The sequence below is a fragment of the Aestuariibaculum sp. M13 genome (assembly GCF_024723255.1).
GTDB lineage: Bacteria > Bacteroidota > Bacteroidia > Flavobacteriales > Flavobacteriaceae > Aestuariibaculum > Aestuariibaculum lutulentum.
In genome coordinates, this window is sequence record NZ_JANIAC010000001.1 from 129,374 (window position 1) to 139,074 (window position 9,701).

General features: G+C 34.7%; 8 protein-coding genes. 3 read left to right on the top strand and 5 right to left on the bottom strand.

The features are described from left to right. The first annotated feature begins 27 nt into the window (after nucleotides 1-27). Entirely contained in the window at nucleotides 28-870 is an 843-nt protein-coding gene (locus NO995_RS00570) for a hypothetical protein (protein WP_258225843.1), read from the top strand. Between the two features lie 55 nt (nucleotides 871-925). Here NO995_RS00570 and NO995_RS00575 read toward each other — a convergent pair whose 3' ends face one another. Further along, nucleotides 926-2,902, bottom strand: coding sequence for an endonuclease (locus tag NO995_RS00575; RefSeq protein WP_258225844.1), 1,977 nt, complete (start codon nucleotides 2,900-2,902; stop codon nucleotides 926-928). A 512-nt stretch (nucleotides 2,903-3,414) separates the two neighbouring features. Here NO995_RS00575 and NO995_RS00580 point away from each other — a divergent pair. Beyond that, nucleotides 3,415-3,567, top strand: coding sequence for an SsrA-binding protein (locus tag NO995_RS00580; RefSeq protein ID WP_188223307.1), 153 nt, complete (start codon nucleotides 3,415-3,417; stop codon nucleotides 3,565-3,567). Here the strand turns inward: NO995_RS00580 and NO995_RS00585 are convergent, their stop codons facing one another. The 3 genes from NO995_RS00585 to NO995_RS00595 form a co-directional block, all read right to left on the bottom strand. Then, nucleotides 3,568-4,608, bottom strand: a complete 1,041-nt coding sequence (locus NO995_RS00585) for a PepSY domain-containing protein (RefSeq protein WP_258225845.1) — start codon at nucleotides 4,606-4,608, stop codon at nucleotides 3,568-3,570. Nucleotides 4,609-4,704: 96 nt separating this feature from the next. Beyond that, a complete protein-coding gene (locus NO995_RS00590; protein ID WP_308813185.1) occupies nucleotides 4,705-7,053 on the bottom strand; it encodes a TonB-dependent receptor in 2,349 nt (782 codons plus the stop codon). A gap of 189 nt (nucleotides 7,054-7,242) precedes the next feature. Continuing rightward, the gene (locus tag NO995_RS00595; RefSeq protein ID WP_258225846.1) at nucleotides 7,243-7,623 is read right to left on the bottom strand and encodes a helix-turn-helix domain-containing protein; all 381 of its coding nucleotides are present in this window, start codon (nucleotides 7,621-7,623) and stop codon (nucleotides 7,243-7,245) included. A 98-nt stretch (nucleotides 7,624-7,721) separates the two neighbouring features. Here NO995_RS00595 and NO995_RS00600 point away from each other — a divergent pair, with 98 nt between their 5' ends. Beyond that, a complete protein-coding gene (locus NO995_RS00600) occupies nucleotides 7,722-8,354 on the top strand; it encodes a nitroreductase family protein (RefSeq protein WP_240571232.1) in 633 nt (210 codons plus the stop codon). 63 nt (nucleotides 8,355-8,417) lie between these two features. Here NO995_RS00600 and NO995_RS00605 read toward each other — a convergent pair. After that, nucleotides 8,418-9,701, bottom strand: a 1,284-nt coding sequence (locus tag NO995_RS00605; protein ID WP_258225847.1) for a T9SS type A sorting domain-containing protein, incomplete at its 5' end; no start/stop codon positions are given.

A 9,701-nucleotide genomic window follows, 5' to 3' on the forward strand; every position in this document is an offset into this window, starting at 1 on the left:
AATATAGAATCTTTTAAACATTATATTATGAAATCTAAAAATGCTTTTAAAATTGGCTTAAGCCTATGTGCTGTTGTGATTTTATGCCTTGTTTCAATAAAAAGTTTTGCTCATAAAACCACACACTTTGAACACTTTACTTCAACTACCAATCAAGACTCTGATGTAAGTGTAACCATTGACAAAAACACATCGGAAAAAGATTTTGAAGATATAACAAGTATGCTAAAAGAGAATGGTATAACGGCTAGTATTAAGAACATTGAACGCAATGAGTTAAACGAAATTACTGGTCTTAAAATTGAATTAAAGACGGACAATAACCAATCGGCAATTAGCGGTTTTTCAAGTACTAATCCTATTCCCGAAATTACATTCGGAAGGAAAAACGGGTCTTTATTTATATCATCTCAAAACAATTTTAACCAAAATGCTTTAGGTTTTTCAAACATGCCTAATATGCAAATGTTTAGTTTTGACAACGACTCCATTCCTGGAATGAATTTAAAAAACTTTGGAGGTTTTAATCTCGACGATTTTTTTAATAGTGAAAATGGAACGTTCTCTTTTAACGGCCAAAATATCGACATGGACCAACTAAGAAAACAACTGGAAGAGCAATTCGACTCCGATGCTTTTTCATCACTTTTCAACCCTGAACATGGCAAACCTGGCCAATTTAAATTTATAGACGACCCCAACACGAATAAACTTATTATTATTGATGGCAAAGAAAGTGACTTTGACACATTAGATAAATTAGCTAAAGAAAACAAACTAAAAGCCGTCGACCATTTAAAACCAGAAACCGCCATGAGCATTTATGGCGATAAAGCCAAAGATGGCGCTGTAATTGTTACGACAAAGTAGAACACTCTGCAATACAAACAAAACCCCGAATCTATTGGTTCGGGGTTTTGTTTATTTACTTCACGACAATGCGTCTGCTTATTACTTGATTACCAGAAATACATTTTAATACATAAACACCTGTCAATAAATTTAAATTAATAGTCCTATCATTATTTATTATAAAACTATCTATTAATTTCCCTTCTACAGACAGTACATTTATCGATATTTCATTTGTAACACCTTTTATATGCAATGCGTTATGTGTTGGATTAGGGTAAAACAACATCTGCAAACCATTAAAATTATCAACACTTAAAGCCTCACTATAGGTTTCTCCAATTTTATTTCCCCATAAATATTCTACCAATTCAGGATTATCGATATACGGATTTCGGTTATTCTGCCAGGTGTAAATCACATTATTTCTGTTCATTTCAAAATCGTCTGGCGGATCATTTCTGTGCCACTCCAGCAAGGTTGCTAAATCACCTATAAATCCGTCGGGATCGTCACCTGGGTAACCATTAACCACATCAAGTCCGTTATATCTGGTAACCATATAAAAAATGCTTCGGGCAACATCACCGTAAAAACTCCCTGAAGTTCCTGTTGGCCCAGCGTATTCCGAAGTTCCATAATTCTGATTATTCCTAATACTGTTTTCTACGCCATCAACCGCTCGTAAAGCATACGCATCGGAATTCCCATGCCGTAAAGAATCGGCTGTTGTTGTCCAAAACACGTCTTTCCCATCTGCTATTTCATCCAAATCAATACTATTAAATCCACCACGTGATCTTGGATACACATGTTCTCTATTCCATTTCCCTACATTACTCGATGTGGTTTGAAAATCTAATTTTGCACGTCCCGCTTCGGAATAAAGCAACCACACCTGATTACTGTTCTCGGGATTCTGGTCGGCTTCCTTTAAAATATCAATAATATCTGCATAGGTTTGCGCGCGAACAACCGATGGATTTGCAACAATATCCTGAATAGCCTGCTTCAATACCAATCCGGACAAACCCTCTAAACTGTTATAATAATCTTCGGGCTGTGAACTTGAAACCAAACCGTAAGTAGGATTTAAAGGTGTTCCAAAAGCTGCCACCTGAAAATCATTATCAACCACACGAATTTCAACATTATCATTTAGTTTTAAATAATCGTCTGACAAATTACCCATACTTATTTTTAAAACTTCATCACCTTCATCTTCATTATCATCAACTAATGTTATGGTTGTACTGACACTATTCTGACCTGCAGGAATGGTTAAAGAGGTATTTCCTGTAAAATCGAAAGTATTAAATGTGTCATTATTTAAACTGAAACTGAAATTTAAATCGGAAGCTACATTCTGTTCTGTTGTAAAAGTGATATCAAAAAAATCGCCTTCGGCATATTGATTTTGAGTAGTTGAAATACTTATACCATTAAGAATAACACCTGTACCATCATTTAACTGCCTTGGTGTTGGAATCCCTACCGTATAAGTTCCATCATTGTTAAGCTGTATTGAACCTGTTTCACCTCCACCGCCTTCATCTACCTGTTGAATATTTGTAAAATCAGGATGATCATTAAAAATATCTATTAAGTCCACATCATCAGCATCGGCAGTTCCATATATTAACACATCAACTAAATTATCTATGGTTGCCAAGGTCATAACTGGAAAATCCGCTTCATCTGCCTGATAAATCGCGACAGCATCAGCGCCATTTTGAATAGTATTCGCCGGAATAATGTATTGAGGAATAGGTGATACATTAACACTACCTATTAGTAATAAACCATTAACATCGGTTGTATATCCATCGAGATCTAAAGCCAGATAACTGGAATTCATCCCTGAATCTGAGCCATTAAAAAACACCACCACATAACCATCTAATGAAAAATTTGACGTATCCGATTTCAATTCTAAAAACTCAAGATCATCTATACCTGAAGTATCACTATCTAACTCATTAATGACGATTTGAGCTAATGACATATTGATTGAAAGCACAGCTAAACAAAAAAGTACTATTTTTTCCATAAAGGTCTTTTAACAAAAATAACATCCTTTAAAACAAACCAATATATCATCTTAAAACTTTAACTAAACTTAATATTGCAGATTTCATTAATCAATATGCTAAAAGATAAAACCTACAAAAACCGACTTCAAAAAAATAAAATACCCCTTAATTTTTAAAATGTCTGACTAAAACCCCCTTCATTTATTACATAATATAACTATAAAGCCTAATTAATATTTCATTTTAAAACAACAAATAAAACAAATTACTTTCATATTGAAACAAATATTATTTTTTTAATTACATATTCGTATGCAAATTCATAGATTTTCATCAAACTATTTGTACGATATATCGCCAATTATATATCTTCAAAAAACATTGATTTAACTAAAACAAACTAACCTTTAAAACCGAAATCTATGATCACACTTGTTAAGCTTATAATTTTAATTCTGCTATCAGTTTTATAAGCCAGTTCCTAAAAATGTAAAACTTAGTCTAGAATAAGTTTTACTATTTTTACCAAATGAAAAAACAAGTCTTCAAAATTTTAGCAAAGGTTAATAAACTTATTCTGCCTAGTTATTCGAAAAGAAAATTGGATATTAGCAAAGCCACAAAGCTGCAATTAGCTATTATAGGCTGGCGCTGGTATGTGACTAAGCGTGCGCTAGATTAATTATTTGATTTTTGATTTTTTCTTGTACCAGATAACAAAACCAGAAACCGATAAGAATGGCCCGGATATGCCTATAAAACAATATAATAGTTTTATAAAAAACCCTCCATACTGTCCAAAATGCAATGGTGAAATCATACTATCTAAACGGGTGATTATACCAGCTTCCGATACTTTAGATACTTTGATGACTTCTCCTGTTTTATAATCTAGAAGAAACTTATTGAAATACTGACTGTAATAAAACGGATCGGATTTAAAAACACCATTTACTGTAATTGCCTCAGAAGATTTTTTAGGTATACGAATATAAGTAGGAGTAAAATCTGGATATTCCTTGTTTATATTCTTTAAACTTTGTTCCACCGATATATTTAATTTCACCAATTCAGGCATGTTAGGCGTTTCTAATCCGCCTTTGGCTACTTTATAAGCTAAAAATATACCTGTAATTACTAACACTAAATTCAGAAGCAAAGCCCAGACTCCAACATAACGATGAAGTGCAGAGTAAAAATTACGTGTATGCCCTCGCTTTATCTTTACCTGAAACAATAACGTTTTGATAATTACTTTTCGATATAAAATAATCCCAGTTATAAGAGATAGGAAAAACAATATACCGACAAACAACACACAGAATCTCCCTATAACTCCTGCAAAAAATGAATAATGAAATTTTAATATCCACTTGGTAATTGTAGCATTGGCATCGATATTAGCGATAATCTGCCCTGTTAGGGGATGCACAAAAACAAAACGTCTGGAATCAGGTAAACGTAAATTAAAAAGAATGCTTTCTCCTTTTTTAAAATGTACAATTCTAGCTTCCCATTCAGGAAAGTTATTTTGGACCGTTTCAATAGCTCTATCTAAAGCCAAACTATTTGAAAAGTCTTCTACCTGATACTCTTTAAAAACAGCCTCATCAATATCTTCATTAAAAGCCAAGACAGCTCCCGTTAGTCCCATAACCACCAGAAAAATTCCAGCTATTAAACCTAAATATGAATGATATTTTAAAAGGGTTCTGTTATTCATGCTTTCAATAAAATACAAACTTTAACAATAAATACTTTATAACAAAAAACATCCTGTAAAATATTTTACAGGATGTTAAAAAATGGTTCTGCAGTCTTATAATTTAACGGTTAACGACAGATTGAAACGTGCACCGTTGGCTTTTATATAATCGTTGTCGCGAGCTGCAAATTGCGATAATAAATTATAGTAATCTCTGTTTAATAAATTTTCAACTCCTAACCCAATTTTAGTACTCGGACTCATTTGATAACTGGTTGACAGATTTACAATACTAAAATCTGAAATAGGTCCCTGACCATAAGTATAATCTCCGTTAGTATTAGCCTCGAAATGATCTCTATTTCCAGAATAAATATATGATACTCGTGCATTGAATTTATCTTCCCAATTGTAAGTTAAATAAGCAACACCTTTTAAAGGAGGAATACGATCGCTATTCATATAAGTATTATAATCACCGTTATTTTCGGTATCTAATTTTCCTTCAGTATAAGATACCGATCCTCCTAATTTAAAGTTACTGGTTAACTTGGTATCGGCAGCGACTTCAAAACCATAAACACGTTCTGGTTGACGGTCGATTTCAAAGGTTCCACTTGGCAATTCACTGTAAGTTGCTCCATATTTGGAGGTGCTGATAAAATAAGCTCCGCTAACATGTGTATTTCCGAATGTACTATTAAATCCAATTTCATAGTTATTTGCAATAACCGCATCTGATTTAATCTGACTTACGGTATTTTCTGTTGCTTCACGTAATGTTCTCCCTAAATCGGCAATCGAGAAACTTTGAGAAAAACTTACAAATGGCTTAAATACCGACCACTTGTTATAACGTAAACCTACATTAAATGTCGTTGCATTGTATTCTAATTCGCCTCCTTCAACATCTATTCCTCCTCGTGTTGGTGTTGTTGACGTTTGATTATAGCGAGCTAATGTGGTATAATCCGGAATATCAACAATAATATTCTCAAATCGAATTCCTGCTTTAAAAACAAAGTTTTCGTAAATGGTTTTTAACTGTGCGTAAGGTGCTAAGTTAGTCATATTCGTTACAGGTACCCATGGTCTTCCGTCAATTAATTCCTGAGCAGTTTCATCGTTAAGAACATCAATTCCGTAAAGAATGTTTCCGGAAACTGAACCAAATTCATATGGCGTATTGAAATTAAAACGAGCTCCCATTTTAGTTGAAATGATTGAAGATTGTCCTCCGTCGTACCCTAAATTTGGATCATAAAATGAAGTTGAATAGCCATAAACAGTTCTAAAATCTTGAGCATACAGATTCAATTTGAAATCGGTATCACCAAAAATATTTAAGAAATCGTAGGTTAACTGTGCGTTGTGATTGTAGCGATTTCCTTGATCTACAGCTAATTCTTCACCTAAAACACCTGTAGATGGTGTTACACCGTACTCGCCTACCTGTGCTATATAATCTGAATTCTGATTGCTACTGTAATAGTTGTACATTAACTCAACATTGTGGTTATCTGCAATCTGATAATTTAATTTTCCGAATAAACTGTATTGATCAGTTTCTCCTAAACCATAGTAAGGCGAAATAACTTCACCATCGGCATCACGGAATACACCTGTTTGTCTTAAGGTTCCGCTAACCACATAACCTAATTTATTTAACTGTCCTGAAAACGTCTGAGATATATTTCCTCCAATAGATTTGTCAAAGTTTTTTAAAGCCCCCGTACTTCCTAAAACTGTTGTACTTTCTAACTTTTTATTGCTATTTGTTTTTTTGGTTATATAGTTCACAATCCCACCATCGGCACCATTTCCGTAAATAGCGGTAGCTCCTTTAATAACCTCAATACGCTCAATAGTACTTGGATCAATCGTATTGATATCACGACTTCCATTACGCAAAGGGGTTGACTGCGGAATACCATCGATTAAAATAAGCATCTTTCTACCTCTTAAGGTTTGTCCCGTATTACTCGTTTGGTTAGTACTTAACGCAATACCAGGAATTTCAACCAAAACATCGGCAATATTAGTTGCTGTTTGTCCTAAAGTTTCAATTTGCTGTGCAGTTACAACAGAAACAGAAGAAGGTACCTCGTCCAACGTTTCTCTAACACGGTTAGAAGTAATCACAACTTCATTAAGTGCTGCTGAATCGGTTTGTAATGAAGCACTAACTTCTAAAGATTCGTTAGCCTTTAAAGTAATTTGTCGTGACGTTTTAATGTATCCAACACCTGAAAATTGCAAAGTATAATGACCCGCTTCCAGATGTTCAATTTTATAAATTCCGTTATCATCTGCCATAGCCCCTTTTGATAATCCTTTTAAAGTGATTGTAGCATACGCAACAGGCTGATTATTTTCATCGGTTATTACACCATGAATATTAGCTTCTTGAGCAAAAAGCCCCAAAAAGCTCATAAAAAACATACCAAATAGTAGGTGTTTCATATTCTATATTTATTTAGACTTATTTTAAATTAATTGCAAAAGTAGTATTTAATCGTACAAATTCAATAAAATAATTAAGAATAAATCCAAATAAAAACAAACACATTAATTGCTAGCACATTATAAAATAAAAAGGACTTTCAATCTCTTGAAAGTCCTTTTCATAGCATTCATCTTAGTTTTTATAAACTAAACCTGTTCTTCAATTAATTTACGTTCTTCTCTATAGGCTATCCCCCAATCTGCCAAAATATCAATTACAGATTTTAAAGATTTTCCCAAATCGGTTAAGGAATATTCTACACCTACAGGTTTCGTATTAAGTATAGTTCGCTCAATCATTTTATTCATTTCGAGCTCCTTTAATTCTCTGCTCAGCATTTTTCCGGAAATACCTTCCACCTCATTTAAAATATCGGAATACCTTTTGTTACCATAGCATAAACAGGCAATTATTGAAATTTTCCACTTGCCTCCTATTAAATACATAACATCGTGTATTGCTCTTATTTTGTGTTCACATGCTGTTTTTGTTAATGCACAGCCTGTTTTCTCTAAATTATTTTCCATGGAATGTTACTTGGTTACTAAAATGTAACTATTACTTTATGTCACAAAGTTACTATTTGTCACTAACATATAATAACTTTGCATAAAAAATTTGAATTATGGAATTGTTAAAAGGATTAAATTGGAGATATGCCGCTAAAAGAATGACCGGTGAAACGGTTCCTCAAGATAAATTAGATTACATTCTTGAGGCAGCGAGATTGGCTCCATCTTCCTCAGGATTACAACCTTATGAAATATTTGTAGTTTCGAATCAAGAAACTTTAGAAAAAATTAAACCAATTGCCTGGAATCAGGATCAAATTACAGAGTGTTCTCATCTTTTAGTATTTGCTTCTTGGGATGGTTATTCACATGAAAAAATCACATCCGTATTCAATGAAATGATGGATGCCAGAGAGTTACCTCACAGCACGATGGATGATTATAAGCAAACACTTTGGGGATTATATGAACCTCTAGGTGAAGCATGGCACCAACAACACACTGCCAAACAAGCCTATATTTCGTTTGCTATGGCAATTGCAGCAGCTGCAGAACAAAAAGTTGATGCAACACCTATTGAAGGGTTTTTACCTGAAAAATTAGATGAAATCTTAGGTTTAAGAGAAAAAGGTCTTAGAAGTGCTGTTATTTTAGCATTAGGTTACCGTGATACCGAAAATGACTGGAACGTTAACCTAAAAAAATATAGAAAAGAAAAAGAAGAATTTATCCATGAGATAAAGTAGTAGGTTAATTAGTGAAGAGAGAAGCCCGTAACGTTGTTACGGGCTTTTTTTATTTATAATTCATTATTTATCAATCACCACAATTTTCCTAGCTACATTATTAATTTTCAACACATACACTCCGGTTGACAGGGTATTTGTAAAATGAAGTTCGGATACTTTGGTGGCTTCATTATAGCTGTTACTTAAGTATTGTAAAAACCTACCGTTAATATCGAACAGTTGAAACATATCTGTTGCTAGGGTGTTTGATACCTTTACACTGTTTGATGATCTGTTTATAGGGTTTGGATAAACTTTCAAGGCCCCTGCTAAATCTTCAACAGGTGTTGCTACTCCTTCAAAATATTGTTTGCCATAGCTAAAAGCTTTCTGACCGATTTTAATTCCCATAAATCGCCCAGGAATATCATCGGCTGGTGGGTGGATACCGCCCCAGATTCGTGATAAACTACACTGGTCGGATGCATCTCGGTAGGTGGCCCATTGTAGTGTGACATCAACCGACGGACCTTCTTCAAACACTAAAAACTCGTTCTTTTTGGCGATAAACTCGCCCATTCCTCCTGGAAAGTACTCATCACCGGTGAGTAAAGTCATTACCTCGGCTGCGGCTCTGGAATACGTGGAATGCCCGGACACATAGCCTGCAAACGGTGGTGTTACAAAGGTTGGTCGCTGGTAAGGCCACCAGGTTTCAGCCAGTATCCACCCTACGCCTGCTTCATCTACTTGAGGATCATTTATAAAATCATGTCCCTTCCATGCGTAGAGTTTTATCTTTCCAACATGTTCATTATTTATTCCTGAAAGCGGATCGCCTTCTTTTACAATCTCGATAAGTCCGTCCTGCAAATGAATCCCGTCCGGATTGTAATTGGGCTCATTCGTATCGGTACACTGACCAATTTCACACATATAGCGAATAGCTGAAATGGGGCGAATATAATCATACCAACCTTTAACGCCCCAAGCAGCTACAGCTGCATCGTGCATAGCGCCACCCATAAGAAAATACGCTTTAACATCCCATTCCAAATCGCTTAAGATATTACCTTCGCCTTCAAACTTTTTGGTGAATAATTCATGGTCGTTGACATAATTTAAGATGGTAAACCAGTGTCCTGGCGGGGTTTCTGAATCCGGTCCATCAGCCCAGAATTCTGCCAGCACCCGTGTATAATCGCCTCTGGGTACAATTTGTTCTTTATACGGTAATTGTGTTATCGGGTTTCGAGAGCGGCCAACTCCAATATCGCCACCTTCCTGTTCCTTATAAAAGTTCTTATAATCGGCATACTCAAGCGGTAAATGGTCCACCGAGACATTACCCATCGATTTTGGTGA

What these genes read in the sequence shown, in the direction of transcription:
- NO995_RS00595 (WP_258225846.1), bottom strand. Translation starts at nt 7,623, where the DNA reads ATGGAAAATAATTTAGAGAAAACAGGCTGTGCATTAACAAAAACAGCA.
- NO995_RS00585 (WP_258225845.1), bottom strand. Translation starts at nt 4,608, where the DNA reads ATGAATAACAGAACCCTTTTAAAATATCATTCATATTTAGGTTTAATA.
- NO995_RS00570 (WP_258225843.1), top strand. Translation starts at nt 28, where the DNA reads ATGAAATCTAAAAATGCTTTTAAAATTGGCTTAAGCCTATGTGCTGTT.
- NO995_RS00580 (WP_188223307.1), top strand. Translation starts at nt 3,415, where the DNA reads ATGAAAAAACAAGTCTTCAAAATTTTAGCAAAGGTTAATAAACTTATT.
- NO995_RS00575 (WP_258225844.1), bottom strand. Translation starts at nt 2,902, where the DNA reads ATGGAAAAAATAGTACTTTTTTGTTTAGCTGTGCTTTCAATCAATATG.
- NO995_RS00590 (WP_308813185.1), bottom strand. Translation starts at nt 7,053, where the DNA reads ATGAAACACCTACTATTTGGTATGTTTTTTATGAGCTTTTTGGGGCTT.
- NO995_RS00600 (WP_240571232.1), top strand. Translation starts at nt 7,722, where the DNA reads ATGGAATTGTTAAAAGGATTAAATTGGAGATATGCCGCTAAAAGAATG.